The 18,822-nt window shown below is 40.6% G+C and carries 13 protein-coding genes; 4 read left to right on the forward strand and 9 right to left on the reverse strand.

From position 1 onward, the window contains the following. Positions 1–110: 110 nt before the first annotated feature. From MSBRM_RS13450 to glpX, 8 genes are all read right to left on the reverse strand, one after another. On the reverse strand, positions 111–767 hold the full coding sequence (locus MSBRM_RS13450) for a hypothetical protein (RefSeq protein ID WP_230668885.1): 657 nt from the start codon (positions 765–767) through the stop codon (positions 111–113). 424 nt (positions 768–1,191) lie between these two features. Next, a complete protein-coding gene (locus MSBRM_RS13455; protein WP_048155996.1) occupies positions 1,192–2,124 on the reverse strand; it encodes a nucleotide-binding protein in 933 nt (310 codons plus the stop codon). Then, a complete protein-coding gene (locus MSBRM_RS13460) occupies positions 2,121–2,978 on the reverse strand; it encodes an ATP-binding protein (RefSeq protein ID WP_048121094.1) in 858 nt (285 codons plus the stop codon). Before MSBRM_RS13460 ends, MSBRM_RS13455 begins: the two co-directional genes overlap by 4 nt. Positions 2,979–3,195: 217 nt before the next feature. Further along, positions 3,196–4,428 carry a cation diffusion facilitator family transporter gene (locus MSBRM_RS13465; RefSeq protein ID WP_048155999.1) on the reverse strand — a complete coding sequence of 411 codons (1,233 nt, stop codon included), beginning with the start codon at positions 4,426–4,428 and terminating at the stop codon, positions 3,196–3,198. 176 nt (positions 4,429–4,604) lie between these two features. Beyond that, complete coding sequence (locus MSBRM_RS13470; protein ID WP_048121100.1) at positions 4,605–4,982, reverse strand: NifB/NifX family molybdenum-iron cluster-binding protein; 378 nt, start codon at positions 4,980–4,982, stop codon at positions 4,605–4,607. A 418-nt stretch (positions 4,983–5,400) separates the two neighbouring features. After that, on the reverse strand, positions 5,401–5,865 hold the full coding sequence (locus MSBRM_RS13475) for a NifB/NifX family molybdenum-iron cluster-binding protein (RefSeq protein WP_052712899.1): 465 nt from the start codon (positions 5,863–5,865) through the stop codon (positions 5,401–5,403). Between the two features lie 599 nt (positions 5,866–6,464). Then, positions 6,465–7,793, reverse strand: a complete 1,329-nt coding sequence (locus MSBRM_RS13480; RefSeq protein ID WP_048121103.1) for a tRNA (N(6)-L-threonylcarbamoyladenosine(37)-C(2))-methylthiotransferase — start codon at positions 7,791–7,793, stop codon at positions 6,465–6,467. A gap of 275 nt (positions 7,794–8,068) precedes the next feature. Continuing rightward, positions 8,069–9,157 (reverse strand): class II fructose-bisphosphatase, encoded by a 1,089-nt coding sequence (glpX, locus tag MSBRM_RS13485; RefSeq protein WP_048123438.1) that lies wholly within the window; start codon positions 9,155–9,157, stop codon positions 8,069–8,071. A 445-nt stretch (positions 9,158–9,602) separates the two neighbouring features. Here glpX and MSBRM_RS13490 point away from each other — a divergent pair, with 445 nt between their 5' ends. Further along, entirely contained in the window at positions 9,603–10,334 is a 732-nt protein-coding gene (locus MSBRM_RS13490; RefSeq protein WP_048121104.1) for a type 1 glutamine amidotransferase, read from the forward strand. A gap of 346 nt (positions 10,335–10,680) precedes the next feature. Here the strand turns inward: MSBRM_RS13490 and cgi121 are convergent, their stop codons facing one another. Next, on the reverse strand, positions 10,681–11,205 hold the full coding sequence (gene cgi121, locus MSBRM_RS13495) for a KEOPS complex subunit Cgi121 (protein ID WP_048121106.1): 525 nt from the start codon (positions 11,203–11,205) through the stop codon (positions 10,681–10,683). A 759-nt stretch (positions 11,206–11,964) separates the two neighbouring features. Here cgi121 and MSBRM_RS20895 point away from each other — a divergent pair. The 3 genes from MSBRM_RS20895 to MSBRM_RS13510 all read left to right on the forward strand — a co-directional run bounded on the left by MSBRM_RS20895 (position 11,965) and on the right by MSBRM_RS13510 (position 18,611). Beyond that, positions 11,965–12,309 (forward strand): hypothetical protein, encoded by a 345-nt coding sequence (locus MSBRM_RS20895; protein ID WP_048156002.1) that lies wholly within the window; start codon positions 11,965–11,967, stop codon positions 12,307–12,309. A 1,129-nt stretch (positions 12,310–13,438) separates the two neighbouring features. After that, the gene (locus tag MSBRM_RS13505) at positions 13,439–14,767 is read left to right on the forward strand and encodes a metallophosphoesterase family protein (RefSeq protein ID WP_048156005.1); all 1,329 of its coding nucleotides are present in this window, start codon (positions 13,439–13,441) and stop codon (positions 14,765–14,767) included. Further along, complete coding sequence (locus tag MSBRM_RS13510; RefSeq protein WP_048121111.1) at positions 14,757–18,611, forward strand: AAA family ATPase; 3,855 nt, start codon at positions 14,757–14,759, stop codon at positions 18,609–18,611. Before MSBRM_RS13505 ends, MSBRM_RS13510 begins: the two co-directional genes overlap by 11 nt. The last annotated feature ends 211 nt before the right edge of the window (positions 18,612–18,822 follow it).

Raw genomic sequence — 18,822 nt, forward strand, 5'->3', positions numbered from 1 at the left:
AAAAACTATACTAATTATACTAATTACACTTGACCTAAAGTCCTCAATCTGCACCTGAAGTAGAGAGAAAATAGAGCTTTAGATGCAGAGCTCATTTAAGAGAGTAGATTTCAAAGAGGAGGTGTGGATTCATCTTCCTGCAAAAGTTCGGAAAAGAGCAAGGAACAGCCCGGGATCTGTTCAATGTTTACCATAATCATATTGATGTAGAAGGGTCCTCCGCGTTTAATATCTATAGGAGAAGGGTCTACGAATTCCCAGATATCAACAGGGTGTTTGAGATAAAAGGTCTCAAGCTCCGGGCTGTTCAAATGCATTCTGGATGGAAAACCTATAGCGTGGACTGTAGAGTTTAAAAAGGATTCAGCGCCCGCGTCCAGAAGAAATACGAAAAAGAAGTATTCTCCACGTGGCAGGTCAAGCATGAACTTGACATCAGTGCGAAGTTTGGAGAGTAATAAGTCCTGCGTGCCTTTCCTGCACACCATAAGAAGCAATACTTTATCTTTAAGAAGGAGTTCCTGAACCGTGTCTGGCAGGAAAAGGTCCCCAAAAACCAGCTCAAACTGCTCATAACTCGTAGCTGCAAAATCATTTCTGATAAATAAAATGCCATCCTCGCTCAACAAGGAATAACCCAGATTGCCCTGAGAATCGACTATCGGAGATTTGCCTGCAGAGATTTCTTTCCAGAACTCGTCAAGAGCTTTGTCATCTATCCGGGATAACAGGTGTACACAGGTTCCAACAGCAATATCTTTCAGCACTAAACCCCCTTGTAATTAGAAATCGACTTCGATTAAAGAAGTACAGGTAAAAACCTGTGGTTATCAAAACTAAAGTTTGAGATTATTAGCCTTAAGATAATATAAATAGAATAGTATATAAAATGTATAGTTTATAAAAAAGAATATTGAGGTTCTAAAGTAAAAGTAGTAAAAAAAGGATTAGAGAGAGTTCAACTAAAAAAGTAAAAATCAATTGAAAAAGTAAATACCATGTTGAAAAAGTAAAGATCAATTGAAAAAGTAAAGATCAATTGAAAAAGTAAATACCATGTTGAAAAGTAAAGATCTGTTGAAAAAGTAAAAAATGTGTACTTTTATTTGACAAGCATCTTCCATAAAATAGACAGGATTTGCCACAATTATTAAAGATTGTAATAATTAGAATTATAAAAAATTACAAAAATTACAAATTCTTCATTTTGAGGGTTTTAATTCCTTTCTGTTTATCCTGAATGCCCATCAGTATATTTTCTACTCGGGCCCAGATTTGGCAGACCTGATCCGCAAACTCATTTTCGTTTAAACAAGCGCTGCTTTTAGCATACTCTATTAAGGTTTGTTCCTGAAGCATTGCCTTCGTTACAATGTCATTATAAGGAAGCCTGCCTATTACCGGAATTTCCTGTTCGGCACAGAAATTTTCAATCATCTGGGTATTTTCTTCATTTATATCATACTTGTTTATGCAGATAACAGTGGGGATCATGAAGTGTGCAGTAAGCTCAAGAACTCTTTTAAGATCATGAATTCCGGAAACGGTTGGCTCACTTACCACCAGAACCAGGTCCGTACCTGTAATAGCTGCAATTGTGGAACAGCCTGTTCCAGGAGGCCCGTCAATTATAATTAAATCTTTATGATATTGTTCTGCAAGCTTTTTCGCATTGGTCCGAACAGTGCTTACAAGTTTTCCACTCGTCTCTTCTCCGATGCCAAGCCGTGCATGAGCCATAGGCCCAAAACGGGTTTCGGAAGAAAAAGACTGGCCTGAAACCCTTTTTTCCATGGAAACTGCTCCGTTGGGACAAACAATGGTGCAGGCAGCACATCCCTCGCATTCATAAGGGTCAACTTCAAAACTTTCATTTACCGCCTCATACCTGCAAAATTCTCTGCATTTTCCGCATTTTATACAGAGTTCCGGGTCAATTCTGGCAACCTCAAGGCTGTAATAGTCTTCTTTTTCCAGAATATCGGGTTTCAAGATCAGATGCATATCAGCTGCATCCACATCGCAATCGGCAATGACAGCATTTTTTGCAAGCGAAGTAAAAGCTGCCGTAAGGGTTGTCTTTCCAGTCCCACCTTTTCCGCTGATTACAGTAAGCTGCTTCATGTTCTCGCTTCCTCTACACCTGCAAGCTGGAGTTTTATTGCTTCAAACATACCAAGAAACTGTTCTTTCCATCCCGGCATTTCTTGAACAAAGGGAATGCCGCGAGAATAGAGTTCTGCAATTCTGAGATCGTTTGGGATCTTGAGAAGGACCGGAATTCCTTCGGCTTTACAGTATTCTTCAACCCTTGAGTCTCCTAACCCCCAGCGGTTAATGACAATTCCAAAGGGAATTTTAAGCGCTCTTACAACACCTACGGCAAGCTTGAGGTCATGGAAACCAAAAGGTGTTGATTCAGTCACAAGCACACAATAATCCACATCACCAATAGAAGCAATAACAGGGCAGGAAGTTCCGGGCGGGGCATCTAGAATTGCAGTTTTCCGGTCATCGATATGTTTCTTGAGCGCTTTGATAACAGCCGATGTCATCGTTTCCCCTATATTTAAAAGCCCCCTGTAAAACTCAGGTGAACTTCTTCCTTTTGCTTTTTCAATTAATCCAAGGGACCTCTGAGATTCCTGGATTGCTTTTTCCGGGCAAAGGACAGCACATCCCCCACATCCGTGGCAGAGAGAAGGGAAAAACAAAACTCTGGTAGAAATGGCTGCCAGGGCGTTATAACGGCAAAAGTCCGAACACTGCCTGCAAATATTGCACTTTTCCTGATCGATTACAGGCACCGGACAAATTACATCTTCTACTTTTTCAAGGTCAAAGCCAAGGAAAAGATTACAGTTAGGTTCTTCTACATCGCAGTCAAAAAGCTGTACATCTGAAAGAGAAAGAGCAAGATTTAAAGAAACCGTGGTTTTCCCGGTCCCCCCTTTTCCACTTGCAATTGCAATTTTCATATCCGATCTCCATGTTATTTCGCAGGAACTGTGATTTTACATATTATTTTTCAGGAGCTGTGATTTTACATGTTATTTTTCAGGAGCTGTGATTTTACATGTTATTTTTCAGGAACTATGATTTTACATGTTATTTTTCAGGAACTATGATTTTACATGTTATTTTTCAGGAACTATAATTTTACATGTTATTTTTCAGGAACTATGATTTTACATGTTATTTCGCAGGAACTGTGATTTCTTTGAGGTTCTGGAACCTGTCGATGACTTCTCTAGCAGTATTTACCCCGTCGGGAATTTGCAGAATTTTTATAAAATTATCTCGGAGCATATAATATGGACCCTCACCAACATTTCTTACCGCAAGGACGTTTGCTTTTTCCTGAATAATCAGGTCTACGGCTTTCATGCCTCCTTTTTTCTCAGAATTAAAAGATCGGTTTTCGATAATTTGATAATCTCCAACCTTGCCCTCTTTTATCTCTACAAAGAGAAAATAAGGAGCTTTCCCAAGGTGTTCTGACAGCTTTGCTTGAAACCCATTATTATCAAAAACGGGAAGAGCTAGCCTAAAATTTATCCTTTGTACAGGCTTTACATTAACAACAATATGCTCCAGATTTTCTACTTCTTTTTTAACAACCGTTTTGATTTCCTCTGAAAGCAGCTCCACCCTTTTTAAGTCGGTTTCACCCTCAACTTCAACCGTAACTTCCCCGAAAACCACAAGTCCGGATTTTCGGAGTTTCAGGTCCTCAAGTTCTATCAAGCCCGGGATATTGAGTATGTCTTTTTTAATTCTCTCACTTTCATCCTCATCAAGCCAGGCATCCATCAGGGTAAGCACTGCATCCCTGGCACTTTCGATTCCCATTTTGAAGATCAAAAGAGAAATTACAATAGTACCTAAACTGTCAAGTTTCGAGACCCCCAGCATAGAGCCAAGAACAGCCACAACCACTATCATCGAAGAAAAGACGTCCGTATAAGAATGCACCGCGTCAGCTATCAAGGACTGAGAGTTGATCTTTGTCCCTACATTTCGCTTGTATACAGAAAGGCCATAGATTGTAAGTACTGAAAAAACAGCCGTTGCAAGGGCAAGTCCCTGAAATTCAATATGGGAAGTGGTATTTGAGCCTGTAAAACCTTCCCTTAACAGTTCAACGCCAGAAAGCAGGATTAATAGAGAAACAAAGAGAGCTATGATATTCTCTGCTTTGTAGTACCCATAAGGAAAATGCTTACTGCTTTTAAGGCTTATCTTGAGCCCAATCCAGACTGCTAGAGAGGCAAAAATATCCAGACCAGTGTGGACAGCATCCGCAAACAAGACTGTGCTTCCGGAATAAATACCCACAGCTCCTTTAAGGAAAGCAAGGAATGCAAGCGCCAGGGTTGCGTTCCTTGATGTTTTAACCCCTAGTTCCAAGTTTTCTTGTGCATTCATTTGAAGATCCGTTTTAAATGAGTCATTGATTCATATCACAACTTAGAAAATTGAATTTTTAGAAAATTGAAACCTTTCTGACACTCTCTGGCAGTACTATTATTCTAGCAGTACTATTATTCTAGCAGTACTATTATTCTAGCAGTACTATTATTCTAGCAGTACTGCTCGTGATTTCAGCACTGGTGATGATCGTCGTGTCCATGTTCTGAGCAGGAATTCTCAGCAGTTGCGTTCTGGAGCTTTCCTGCTTTCCAGGCCTCAAACGTATCCCTTACAGTGCCGCCAGCCCCCACAAAAACCTTTATTCCATAGGATTCGAACATGTTGACAGCTTTGAACCCGAGTCCACCACAGAGCATTATATCCACTCCATTTTCATGAAGGTACTCTGGAGGTAGTCCGGTGCCTCCCATATGCTCACTGGTGTTAGGAATTACAGTGACTTGATTGGTCTCTGTGTCTATTATAGTGTAGGTTGGAGCTTTTCCGAAGTGTGGTTCAACAACACCTTCCATACCATTTTCATCTTTTGTAGGAATACTTACTTTCATATAATCACCTTCACTTTCTATCATTTTATCAAATAGTAATGTTTTTTTGATTGCATTGACATATATTCTTGAGATTACACAATATTTAAGTTTTCACAAATTAAGGGAAATAATACCGTTTTTCACAAATTAAGGGAAATAATACCGTTTTTCATAAATTAAGAGGAGTAATATCGTTTTTCACAAATTAAGGGGAATAATACCGTTTTTCACAAATTAATAAGAATAATACCGTTTTTCACAAATTAAGGGGAATAATACCGTTTTTAGCAAACAAAGAAGAATAATACCGTTTTTGATAAATTAAGGGGGATAACGACGTTTTTCGCAAACAAAGGAGAATAATGCCGTTTTTCACACATGGAGGAATGTGTCTTTCTCAGAAAGTTTGTTTTACTAATTTTATCAAGACTCAGGATTACTTGCCTCTACCAATTCCCCTTCCCATACCACTTCCTTTCATTCCGTTTCCCATTCCATTTCCTTTTCTCATGCCAGAACCAGGAGTGGTATTGGGACTGCGGATTGACTGAAGTTCTCCAGCCTCATACTGCCTGATAGCTTCCCGCACTGTACCCTTTATTCCGACTTGAACATCGATACCAAGCTCTGAGAAAATGGAAAAAGCATTGGGTCCCATAGTTCCTGTTAAGAGGGCATCGACTCCTGCATTTGCAACAATTTCCGCTGCCTTTATACCGGTACCTCCAGAAGTAAACGCAGCTGCATTTGATATAGATTCCACATTTCTGGTATCAGGGTCATAAATTACAAAGTAGCTGCATCTCCCAAACCTGGGGTCCACTTCGGAGTCGAGACCTTCACCACTGGCTGTTACGCAAATATTCATTCTTTTTACTCCACCTGTTTCCATTGTGACCATTTATACTCAAAAGTCCTGGAATCCTATTTTCACACATATGAGTAGAAGTATTTATACATTTCGATGTATAAAGGGAATTGTTAGATTTACCGCACATTAGATAAAGAATGTGTCAAAAATAGATCCAGAGGAAATATAAAATATTCAAATTTTAGAAAATATCTCAAGGTCAGGAGTTAAACAACCAGAGGTTCTGTTATTAGGACCCGAATTCAATTAGAAACTGGGTTTAAATCAGAAACTGAATTTAATTAGAAACTGAGTTTAATTAGAAACTGAGTTTAATTAGAAACTGAGTTTAACTAGAAACTGAGTTTAATTAGGTTGTTTCGTCCAAATTAGTTCGCTTTTTAAATTTATTTCAGTATCGGTATATATTGTATACAGGTGATCCGCTATTATATTCCAACTTTGAATTTGTTCCATTTTACGTAATCATTCCACGATACAAAAATGGAATTGGAATTCACCGAAGATTTAACCTTTTGCGTCACCTGCTGTTGGATTATGAATTGGAATTCTAAAGAATTTTGAGTTTGTGGAACTTATCTCAGGATACAACAGAAATACACCTGTACCTGGCATTCCCTATTAAATTCTCATGTCTCAGAAACTTGTCGACCTTCAGCCAATTTTCCAAGGAAATATCCAGGTTTTGCAGCAACGATCTCCACATTTGCGTACTGGCCAGGTTTTAGATTCGAGCCGCTTATAACAACCGGACGATAAGCATCCGTGCGGGTGAGAACATCACCGATTTCCGTATATTTTGAGACAAAAACCCGGCCTTTCCAGCCGATCATTGCCTGCTTGGACCCGAGCTTAATTTGTTCACAGACCTTATGCAATTCATGAGAACGCTGAACTAAAATTCTTGAGTCGAGGTTTCGGAAGGAAAAAGCTTTCGTATGCGGGCGGGGAGAATATCTTGAGATATTGACCTTTTCAGGGCGGTATTTCTGTACCCATTCAACAGTTTCTTTGAACTCATCGTCGGTTTCATCGCAGAAGCCTACAATTATGTCGGTGAAAAGGGATAAATCTTCAAAACGGTCACGGAATTTCTTAATTATTGTGTCCACTACGTCCATTTTGTGCAGACGGTTCATTCTCTTCAGGACCGAGTGAGAAGCAGACTGAATAGGGATGTGGAGTAGTTTGAAGACCTTGTCGGAATCAAAAGCTTCTACCAGATCATCGAGTATGGGGAGGACAGAGAAAGGATTCATCATTCCTACCCTTACTTTGAAGTCGCCTGGAATTTCCGAGATCATACGCAGGAGTTCCGGAAGTCTGAGACCCGTATCCATTCCGTACTGGCTGTCGTCCTGGGATGTGAGCCAAATTTCCCTGCATCCCTCGGCAACAGCTGAACGGATATCTTCAACTATCTCATCCGGTGGAAAAGAGTGCAGCTTGCCTCTTGCATATTTTACAATACAGTAGGAACAGGCAAAATTGCAGCCCTGCGAGATCTGGCATATGTGAATATTAGGGTTAGAACGCTCACGCGGGACATTGAGAAAGCCCACAGGTTCAGAAGCTCGGAATTCCAGATGTTCTCCTCCGCGCAGACCTTTCTTTTTTCTCTGCTCGATTAATGAAAGAAGCTCTCCAAGCCGGGAAATAGCATTTACCCCCAGGATATGAGCTTCGGGATTTGCATGCAGGATGTCCTCAAGCTGGACTTCAGGCATACAGCCGGAAACGATAACTTTAATATTCTTCTCGCCCATGCTGCGGATTTTATACAAGATCTTCTGTTCTGTAGTGTATTTTACCGTACAGGAATTGCAAATATAGACCTCTGCCTGATCGGCAGCCTCTGGGCCCAGCAGTTCATGTCCTAGTCTTTCGACACTTGCCTTCATTATCTCGGCTGAGGCCTGGCTCGCCGAACAGCCAAAACTTTCAAGATAGACTTTCATGATTTAACTCTAAATTCTATGTTTTTTAATTCCGTAATTTTGAATTCTGAAATTTTGAATTCTGAAATTTTGAATTCTGAAATTTTGAATTATGTATCTCTTAGTTTTGTATTATTCTTTAGTTCTGTGTTTGAGAATTCTATAATCAAATTCTGTATTTGATAACTCTGTAATCAAGTTCTGTGATCAAATTTTGTAGCCAAGTTGTGTAATCAAATTCTGTATTTTCGCAAAGTCCGTGTTTTAAAAAAGATGAAAAAAGAGAATAAAAGGATTTACAGGTAGAGAGGAGTCTCACGCTTATCCTTTATATAAATACTGTCCGTAAACCTGACAGATCCAGATGCACCCATTGAGATTGTGTGTACCCTGGCATCCCCACTGCCGAACAGGTTGACTTCTCGTAGAAAATGGCCGGGAGTTACAGCTGATGCTGAAAAGATCACGTCGTTCCCTGGCACAAGCTTGTCGGTATCAAGGACATCATTGATGTTTTGAAGAGTGATTCCCATTTTTTCGAGCCTTGGCATTTTTTCTTCAATTTCTTTGTCGATCATGTCCTGGCTCTTTCCGTTTGCAACCGTGGGAAGCGCAAGCCTTGCAAGGATTTTTCCGCCGAGGATTTTGATTGCAGCCGCTGTGAGTACTGCTTCACCCGAACCGCCTGAGCCCATTACCATATGAACGCCCGACCCACGAATTGCAGTTGAAACTCCGGGCATAAGGTCTCCGTCACTGATTAGCTTTACGCGAGCGCCTGCTTCCCGAATTTCGGTTATTTTCTGGGCATGCCTTGGCCGGTCAAGCACAACGACTACAAGCTCGTCAACACTTCTGTCGAGAGCCTTTGCGACGATCTCAAGATTGTGCTTGACAGGAGCATCCAGGTCAATCTTTTCATCAGGGTGTTCCTCTTCGTAGCGCACTACATCTGGCCCGACAACAATCTTGTCCATATAGATATCAGGACCGTGGAAAATTCCGCCCCTTTCAGCCATTGCCATAACTGCAACCGAGCCAGACCCGCCGTCTGCGGTAAGGTTTGTTCCTTCAAGCGGGTCGACTGCAATATCGACTTCAAGGTCTCCTTTTCCTGTTCCTACGTGCTCCCCGATATAAAGCATGGGAGCCTCATCCCTTTCTCCTTCCCCAATCTGGATTATGCCTTTCATGTCAAGTTTATTCAGCATCCTTCGCATGGCGGCAACTGCTACCTGGTCGGCAAAACTTTTGTTCCCACGCCCCATCTGATACGCTGCGGCAATGGCTGCAGCTTCAGTCACATGAATAAGTCTGGGCAATAAATCACATTCTATAGGCCCTGAACAATCAATCATTTCTTCTACGGTTTTTGGATGAGATATAAGAATCAACTCCCAATTTTCTGCTTGCGAATAATCTGCTTCCTGATATGAAGTCTTTTTTCTGCAATTTACTCTTTATATTAAATTGATCTCATAACACAATAGTATATTAATGAATCTATTGGCCAAATGGAGTCATATATGGAGCCATATTGGAGTCATATATTTATTTATGAAGCGTTCATCACAGAAAGTCCTGTAAATAGAGGGCCTTCAGGAAGACTTCAGAATAAAGCATAGAGATAAGAAGTATAAAAAAATGGCTAAAAAAACTGGCTTAAAACTGCCAAAAGGCCAGGCTCTAAAGCTTGCCTAAAACTCAGTTAAAAATACTTCATAAAACAACAACTGCTAAAAAACTGAATTTAAACCTGGACTGAAGCATAAATAGAATTTAATTCAAAAAGAGCAGTTTCTGCTCTATTCACTTTAAGGGGAAACACCCGTGAAAATTCACTGTTTACAACACCTAAAAAATGATACCCTGGGAAACATAGGGACCTGGATAGACAAAAAAGGATATAAACTTACGAAAACCCTGCTCTACGAAAACTCTTTTTTTCCTGACCCTGAAGAATTCGATATGCTCCTGATAATGGGCGGCACTATGAGCGTTTATCAGGAAGAGGAATATTCCTGGTTAAAACCTGAAAAAGAATTTGTAAAAAAAGTAATAGAAGCCGGCAAACCCGTGCTTGGAAGCTGTTTTGGAGCTCAGATAATTTCCGAAGTGCTTGGAGGAAAAGTTACGAAGAATCTGTATAAGGAAATCGGCTGGCATACTATACGAGCTGTGGAAGGAAAAAGTCCGGGCGAGATAGAGAGTTCGAAACTTCCACCCTGCATGTTTCCGGAATTTACCGGTTTTATGTGGCATGGAGACACTTTTGAAATTCCAGTCGGCGCAGTGAAACTTTTTGAAAGTGAAGCCTGCCCAAATCAAGGATTTCTCTACAATGCAAAGGTCCTCGGCCTGCAGTTCCATCCTGAGGCCGACAGGCAGTGGGTAAGAAACCTGATAAGGGATTCAGGGCACGAGCTCGTGCAAGGAAAATACATCCAGTCTGAAAAGGAGATATATGTATATGAAAGCTTTTTTGAAAGTTCCAGGAATCTGGCTTTTTCCCTCATGGACTGGTTTGAAGAAAAATATAAGCCAGAAAAAACAAAGATGTGAAAAGGAATTAACTTGGGAGCGATAAAAGAGAGTGTAAAAAAGAAAGCATGGTGTAAAAGAGAATAAAACGTAAAAAAAGTGTGAAATGTAAAAAAGAGTAAAACGTAAAAAGAGTAAAACGTAAAAAGAGTAAAACGTAAAAAGAGTAAAACGTAAAAAGAGTAAAACGTAAAAAGAGTAAAACGTAAAAAGAGTAAAACGTAAAAAGAGTAAAACGTAAAAAGAGTAAAACGTAAAAAGAGTAAAACGTAAAAAGAGTAAAACGTAAAAAGAGTAAAACGTAAAAAAGAGTGAAATGTGAAAGAGAAGCTGAAGAAAAACTCTGGATACAAACTCAGATCGCATTTTACTTTGCAAAATCTGCCAGCGCCACCCTCTCAATCACAAGTTCGGGAATGTGCTCTTCCCCTGAAGCCTCAATTTCAGCATCCGTGATTCCGAACACGGAAAGGATTCCCTGTCTTTTGGAATCAGAATAAGCAAGCAACTCGGAACAGGGCTTTTCAGTAATGAGTTCTTTTAATGCAGAAAGAGCCAGAACCAGATTATCCATTTTCCCAAGCAGCACGAATACGGCATTGTTTTCCCCTTTACACAACCCTATCGAGAAACTCCTTTCAATCTGCCTCTCTCCAGATGCATATCGCATAATCTCGATACCGGGATCGTTTGCTATGTTCCTGCCTGCAGCAATTGCCCGAAGAGCTTTTCCCACTGCAAAATGAAGATGCATTTCTCCTGCGATCAGGTCTGCGTTCAAACCCTGGATAATAATATCATTTTCAGAAGCTATCGAATTTATTGATTTTAGAAAGCCGGAAAGATTAGGGATATTTACGTTCCCGCAGATTACCTGGATTTCCCTTTGCATTGTCATAGTCCTGCCATAGCGCGAGCTTTACAATAAGGATTTCGGTTGTAGAAAAAGAAACAAAAATGGAAAGAAATTGGACTTACGCAGTTGAACTGAAAAATCAACAGTATCAGATCATTAACTGTCTAAAATAGGACGTAAATCCACAGTCTTTGCCATAATTGACTTTATTCCTCAAGTGCATCAGTCCTAAGCAAGAAGAAAGAACGAAGTAAAATTATCAAAAAGAGTATAAAATTATCAAAAAGATTAAAATAAAAATGAAATAAAAGAAAAGCTGAGAATTCTTAATATTGCGAATATTATCAGAATTGCCTAATCAATTTTTATTAAACCGCATTAATCAGTAAAATCCTTTTATCTATATCGATTTGAAATTCATTAGATTGGAATGGTAAATGCCAAGATGAAAAACAAAGTGATGTAAACTTTAATCTATTGTTCTATTGAGTAAGTTGTGACTTTTTTTACGAATTTTAGATTTATATAAAATACTTAATTATATTTCCTTTAATATTAAGTCATATAGATAATAATAGCCTAACAATATGGTTTGAAATCACTCTCCTTTGGTATAGATCATAACGCATAAAGCAAGGATTGAAAAGTTTACACCAATAATATATTTATTGATAGATAAATTGGAGGGATTAATTGGTAAGATAATACTTACGCAACACATATGCCAAAGGAAGGAGAATTAAAAAACTAAATAAGAGCTGTATCAAGTTGAACAAGAACTTTGGAGTGTAGTAAATGGGGGAACAAATATTCGACAAAACAAAAAAGATATTGTGTATTTTCACGGTAATCTTTTTTGTAGCTTCAATTACAGCTGCAGCAGTAAGTGCAGCTCCTGCTGATAACGGAAGAAAAGATAGAGACGGCTGGAAAGACGGAAAAAATAGGGACGGTTGGAAAGACGGAAAAAATAGGGACGGTTGGAAAGACGGAAAAAATAGGGACGGCTGGAAAGACGGAAAAGGTAGAGACGGTTGGAAAGACCACCGTGGGCACCACTACTGGCATTGTTATCGCGGACACTGGGAGTGGCGACACGGGCACCGCTACTGGCGCTGTGATTACGGGCGCTGGGAGTAACACAGGGGCCGCTATTAATGATGAAGCTGTCTATGATAAATAACAACGACTCGTTTATACAGTCCTTAATGAGATCATAGAAACAGTAGGATTCTCAATTTCATCAAAACCTGAAGTGTATTGAGAGTATTTTCTGGGATTTATACACTTAAAGAGCAAAATAAAGCATGGGCAGTTTCTGATTCATTGTTATTGTTTTCTCAGTTGAATAGAGTAATCCCAGAAATTTTTTTTGAAAATAACCATATAGGACTTATGCACCTGAAGTACAAAACCAAGCACAACAGGCGTTGCTAGTAAGTTGTATTAAACAATAGAAGGCTTAAAGCTATTGGTTTTTCATTTCAACCACATAAAGTTCTACCATATAAGTACTATCAAAAATAATTATTTAAAACACAATTTAATATACTTTGTTTTATCCTGAAATTATTTCTGTTATGTCCTGAAATAATTCATTTGTGTTCAGTTAAGATACAATCTATCCTGAGTTTGACAGTTTGATTTTTATGTGAGAAGATTGTTTTCATATCCGTTGGAATAATAATAATATTATTTCAACAAATTTTTGCCAATTTTTTACGATTCTATTTGACAGATGATTCTCTTTCTCTTGATGGCCATTTTTATGATTTTTGACCAAATTTTTGGTATAGAATTTGACAGATAGCATGAATCTCAGATAAAATATAGATACTATCCAAAAAGTCAGGTCCAAAAGTGCTAAAATGGGACAAAAATTCTACTAATTTACCGTATAGTGATTGTGAAACTGGAAAATCAGAGGCAATTTGACGAAATTTATGAATACTGTCAATTGATTTTTGACAAAAAATTGAAGCATCTCACTAGATTTAATTTTGTAATGTCAAACTCAGGATATATAAGATACGATCTATAAGATACGTGTTATTTTCATTTCCGTTTCTGTAAACCTATAAATATGAATCAAGACGAATCCTGAGTTCCAGTAAGCTCTTTTAGTTGAAAATTTAAACTTTTAAAAAATACATATGAAATTAACACTAATTTTTAAAATTCGTTACTGAAGCCCTCAAACCAGAATATTTAATTGGGTTTATATACAGTTGGATGTATAAATATTATAAATATGTTAGTGGTACCTCCAATGAAAAAAACAAAAATGTCGGCAGATTCTGGCAAGGCCGGGATTTTGAGTTTTGTCCATGCTGCGGATTTACACCTTGACAGTCCATTTACAGAAATTTCGGGAATTGATCCTGAACTTGGGGAAAGGCTTGCAAAAGCTACCTTTCAGTCTTATGAGGCAATTATAGAGCTCTGTATCGAAGAAAAAGTCGATTTTTTGCTTATTGCGGGGGATGTGTATGACAGCGCCGACAAGAGTCTTTATGCTCAGGTCAGGTTTATAGAGGGGCTCAGAAAGCTCGAAATCGCCGGGATTCAGGTTTTTATCTGCCACGGGAACCACGATCCTCTTGAAGGCTGGTCTGCAAGCCTGACATGGCCCGAAAACGTACATATCATGAGTGGGGACAGGGCTGAAGTTGTGAAATTCAAAAAAGACAGAGAAAACGCCGCTGTTATAGTGGGGATGAGCTATCCAACACGGCACATAATGAAAAATCTTGTGAAAAACTTTCCAAAAAAAGAAGGTAACTGGCCGTTTACTATAGGGCTGCTGCATTGCAGCGTGGGAAGCAACCCGGAACATGACCCTTATGCACCATGTACTCTGCAGGACCTCAGGGAGCTAAATTATGACTACTGGGCGCTTGGCCATATCCATACTCCCTCTATAGTGTGCAAAGAGGCTCCGATTGTGATATATCCTGGAAACCCACAGGGCAGGCATTTCAGTGAAAACGGTGCCAGAGGGTGCTTTGTTGTGGATGTTTCTTTAGGAAGAGATTCTTCAGGAAGAGATATTTCTACCAGGTTCATAGAGACCGACTCTGTCCGCTGGTATATCAGGGAAATTTCCATAGAAGGCCTGGAAAAAGAAGGAGAGCTAATAGAAAGCCTTCAAAGCCAGCTTGATGAAATGAGGGAAAACTCCGTAGGAAGGTCTGTGATTTGCAGGTTTGTCCTTAAAGGGAGGGGACCGCTGCATCACATTCTCAGGCAAGAAGGATTTATCGAAGACCTCCTGCGTTTGCTCAGGGAAGGCGAAACCTGGGGCCGGCAGTTCATCTGGGTAGAGCGCATTGAGGATGATACACTCTTTCCCATAGAAAGGGAAATTCTTCTGAAAAGGGAAGATTTTGTGGGAGACCTGGTAAAAATTGTGGAGGGCTTGAAGACTGATGAAAACTCCCGGAATGAGTTCCATGAAGTCCTTTCCCCTCTTTTTGGTTCAAGGAATGGGAGAAAACATATTTCCAAAATTGATGATGACGAGATGAATTCTCTGCTTCAGCGCGCTGAAAATATCCTGCTTGATGCTTTACTCACGGAGAAAGATAATGAAAATTAATGCCATCCAGATTGATGGTTTTGGCAAGTTTTCCAGCTTGTCGATGGAAGACCTACCCTCCGGCCTGGTCATTTTTACAGGGGCAAACGAAGCAGGAAAATCGACATTATTTACTTTTATCCGGAGGATGTTTTTCGGTATTCCTAACACGAGGCTCTGCAACCTTTATCCTCCGCTTGAAGGGGGAAAGCATGGGGGAAGACTTTCAGTCATCGATTCTGCCGGAGACAGATGGGTCATAGAAAGAAGTGCAGGTCGAAAAGAAGATGTAAAGGTTTTGCTTCCAGATGGGAATATGGGAGGTAAAGCTGAACTTATTAAACTGCTGGGCCATGCAGACAGAAACGTCTTTGAAAATATCTATGCTTTTGGCCTTGAAGAATTGCAGAGTTTTGAGACCCTGAACGACCAGAGCATCAACAGTAAACTCTACAGTGCAGGCACAGGAGTTGGAGTTTCGATTTCAGGACTGATGAAATCGATCAGCGGCATTGAAAACAACCTGTATAGGCCTAGAGGTAGTAAACCCCTTATAAATGAGCTATTCAGAAAGATAAGAAAAACTGAAGTAAAAATTGCCGAACTTGAGGGGGCCCAGAAAAAATATGATTCGCTTCATTTCGAACTGGAACAGAAAACCATGGAGATTGACCAACTAAAAGAAAAGTCTCTGAACATAAGGAAGAAATTAAACCACATTCAAAACCTACTTTCCATTTGGGAAGACTGGGAGGTCCTCTATGAGTCAAAAACTTCCCTTGAAAGCTTACCTGAACTTGAGAGTTTCCCTGAAAAAGGGGACGAGAAGCTTACGAGGCTCCAGGAAAGAATTGAAGAAATAAGGGAGGTTATTTCAAGGCTGCAGCAGGACATGGGTAAAAAGGCCATTAAAGAAAAAAGCCTTTCCTCGGACGAAAGCCTTCTAAAGCAAAAAGATTCGGTGCTGGAACTGGAAAGCGGAATTGAAAAATACAGGTCTGAAGAAAAACTGCTCCCTTCTCTGGAAATGAACCTCAGGCAGGAAAACGCCGGGCTTTCTGAGCTTCTTCTGGAGCTTGGTCCATCCTGGGATGAGAAAGCTTTGGAGCGTTTTGACCGCTCTATCCCTGCAAAGGAATCCGTCATTCAGATGCGAAGGTCAGTAGACGAAATTGAGGATAAAATAAAAGAGACCAGAAACGAACTCCAGCAGATCCTTAACAGCATTGAAAGAGTCCTTCAGGAAAATGATCTTTTTGAAGAAAGTCTTCTCGTACACAGAGACCAGGTTATCGAACTTGGAAACGGAATTGAAAAATACCAGGCCGATAAGGACTTTCTTCTTTCCGGAACTCAGGAACTTCAGGATAGAAAGGCAGAACTCAGGGAAACTCTGTCAGGGCTTGGGGAAGGATGGGATGAAACTGCCCTTGATCTTTTCGAGCACTCAATCCCTTCAAAAGAAACTGTACTCAGAAAGCGAAGGGAAATGGATGAGGCAGAAAAAACAATTGAAAGATACCGCGACAGGCTCGAATTTGCCCTTGGAGAAATTAAAGAAGTCTGTGAGGAAATCGAAGCCCTCAAAGATAAAATTGAGGTATACTCTACCCTTCCCAGGCCTGAAGAGCTGAAGCAGGAGCTTGAAGCTGTAAGTTATCTCAGGGTAACCTACCATCTCCTGAAGGAAAAAGAAGGTGAACTCAAAAGCCTGGAAAAAGAAGAGATGCTTTTTGCAGCTTTAAGACCTCAGGAAACCGAAAATGAGGATGGTCTCCCCCTCTGGCCTGCAGGAATGGTTCTGCTTGCAGGCTGCACTGGCCTGGTGTACGAAAGCATTAGCGGCGCTCTGTTTTCCGGACTTGTCATATTTTTACTCCTTTTCGCTACTTCTGCGGTATACTTCTTGAAAACTACTAATAAGTCCTCAGTCCGCCCTGCCGGAGAAGAGCGCCTGGAGGACGCTGAGTCCCGGAAACAGAAAACACAGGACTCAAAGGAAAAGCTGTTCAGAGAGATTAATGCACTGAAAGCATCCATGAAAGCCCGTGCAAAAAAATGTGGTTTTGAAAACATTCCTGATCCCTCGGTACGGGAGCAGAAAGCCGATGAGCTGCAGAGGGCCATGGTTAAGTTGAAGACTGCCTGGGAGCTGCGCCAGAGGGAGGAAAAGCTCCAGAAGAAGCTGGATAAGTTAAATGCAAGTTACATAGAACTTAAAGATACTATCCGGGCACAAGAGGCAAAGCAGGGAGAAGTCCTCCAGGAATGGAAAGGGTGGCTTATTTCTTCAGGGCTTAGCCCGGAGCTCTCTCCCGAGCATGTGCTTGAGATCCTTTCAGCAATCAGGGCTTGCCTGGAAAAACAAAAGAATATAAAAGAACTGGAAAAACAGGTAACGCTCAAAGAAGCTACTGTTAAAGAGTATGAAGAAAAAGCCTGTAGTATTCTGGAGGCTTGCAGAAGGCCTATTTCGGGAATTGCACTTGAAAGTGAAATCGCAAAACTCAGGGAGGACGTGAGTTTTGCATTTAACCAGGCTGAAAGAGTAAGAAAACTTGAGGTTGAGTCCGAAGGCCTTAACCGTAAAAAAGAAGAGCTGGAAGCCCGGCTACTTGAGGAGAAAAAGACACGTAATACCCTGGCAGAAAAGTGGACTGGTTGGCTTGGGACTTACGGGCTTGACCCTTCGCTTTCAGTAGAAAGTGTGCTTGAAATCTTTTCGGTAATCCGGACGTGCTTTGATAGGCAGCGTGCAATCCGGAAACTTGAAGAACAGATAGCTTCCAGCAGAAAGTCGATAGAAGCCTATGAAACAAAGGTAGACGGAGTACTGCAGGTATGTGGACGTCCGCTTTCCGGACTCTCTTTTGAAGCCCAGGTTGAAAAACTTCGTTCAGATCTGGAAAAGGCATCCGATGAGGCCAGAAGCCTTCAACAGCTGAAAACGAAATCTGAAGAACTCAAGATTGAACTTGAGGCATCACGGGATAAATACAAAGAAGCTGCTGAAGAGCTTGCAGTTCTTCTTGGTTCCGGTTCTGCAGAGACGGAAGAAGAATTCTATGAAAACTCCCGGCTCTGGGCTCAACGAACCGAGCTAGAAAACAGGAAAAGAGAAGCTGAACAGCAGATATGGAGGATTTCCGGAAGTGACGAAGAGTACAGGCTTTTCGTAGAAGAACTGCAAACTTCTGATCCTTCAGGCCTGAAAGAAGAAAATCGCAGGCTGGAGGAATGCCTGAAAACACTGGAACAGAAGATTTCAGATACTATAGATAGTCGCGGAGCGATACGAAACCAGATTGAACAGCTCGAACGCGGAAGTGAAGGTTCTCTGGCAAGGGTAATGCAGGAAAGCCTGCTGGAAGAACTTCACGAAAAGTCAAGGGAGTGGGCTTCTCTGGTTTTAGCCCGTGAGATCCTTGCTAAAGCAGTCAAAGTCTATGAAAAGGAAAGACAGCCTGCAGTTATCGTGGAAGCCCAGGCTTTTTTCTCAAAAATTACCGGAGGCAGGTACACGAGAATTTATTCCCCACTCAACTCTACCGAAATATATGTTGAAGACCGGAACGGACGTCAGAAGAGCATTCAGGAACTCAGTCGGGGAACGGCCGAACAGCTTTATCTCTCTCTGCGCTTCGGTTTCATCAGGGAATTCGGCAGGCATTCGGAATCTCTTCCGATTGTTTTTGATGACGTACTGGTGAATTTTGACCCTGAACGCTGCAAAAGCACCTGTGAAGCCATAAAGGACCTTGCATCAGACAACCAGATCTTTTATTTCACTTGCCATCCTGAAACCGTACAGATGCTTGTAGAAAGTTTCCCTGAAACCAGGGCTGTAGACCTTGACGCAGTATAAAAAAGTAGATATAGTATAAAAAAGAGCTATAAAGAGCAAAAGCATAAAAAGGCAGATAATAGAAAAAGAAATTCAAGCCTTTTCTAAATAAAGAAGGTAAGAGGAAGCTAATATAATAAGAACTCAAACCAAGCTTTTGTTATAAGAGAGTTTTTCAAGCTAGCAAGTCGTCATTTTTTGATTGAAACTGTAATAATAACAATCCTGATGT

Origin of the sequence: Methanosarcina barkeri MS, assembly GCF_000970025.1 — an archaeon.
Lineage (GTDB): Archaea > Halobacteriota > Methanosarcinia > Methanosarcinales > Methanosarcinaceae > Methanosarcina > Methanosarcina barkeri.